1 protein-coding gene is annotated in these 515 nt (G+C 54.2%); it reads left to right on the forward strand.

What is annotated here, in order from left to right; all coding sequences use genetic code 11:
• Positions 1-49: 49 nt before the first annotated feature.
• On the forward strand, positions 50-515 hold a 466-nt coding region (locus BBD46_RS16480), incomplete at its 3' end, for an IS607 family transposase (protein WP_071402783.1).

Below are 515 nucleotides of genomic sequence, written 5' to 3' on the forward strand. Positions count from 1 at the left end.
AGAATTCAGTACCTATAAGTATCTACCAGTAGTAACCAGTAACATCAGAATGCCGCGGTCGTACTCGATTGGCGAGTTCGCGGACGAGCTCGGTGTCCACCCACAGACCGTCAAACGGTGGTGTCGCAACGACGATCTCGACTACACCCGAACACCCGGCGGTGAACGACGAATACCACATCGAGAACTTCGCCAACTTGCTGGCGATACTCGTCCGACAGACCGTGTTGTACTCTACGCTCGCGTCTCCAGTCACGGGCAGAAAGGTAACGGCGATCTCGACCGCCAACTTGAGCGACTCACAGACTACGCTCACGACCACGGCTGGAGCGTTGAAAATACATACACCGACGTTGGCAGTGGCCTCAACGAAGACCGTCATGGACTCGACTCGCTCCTTGATGACGTACAAGAAGCCGACTATGGGCGCATTCTCGTCACCTACGAAGACAGACTTACTCGCTTTGGCTTCTCATATCTCGAACGGTATTTCGACTGCTACGGTGTCACCATCA

This window comes from Natrialba sp. SSL1 (assembly GCF_001861355.1).
Lineage (GTDB): Archaea > Halobacteriota > Halobacteria > Halobacteriales > Natrialbaceae > Natrialba.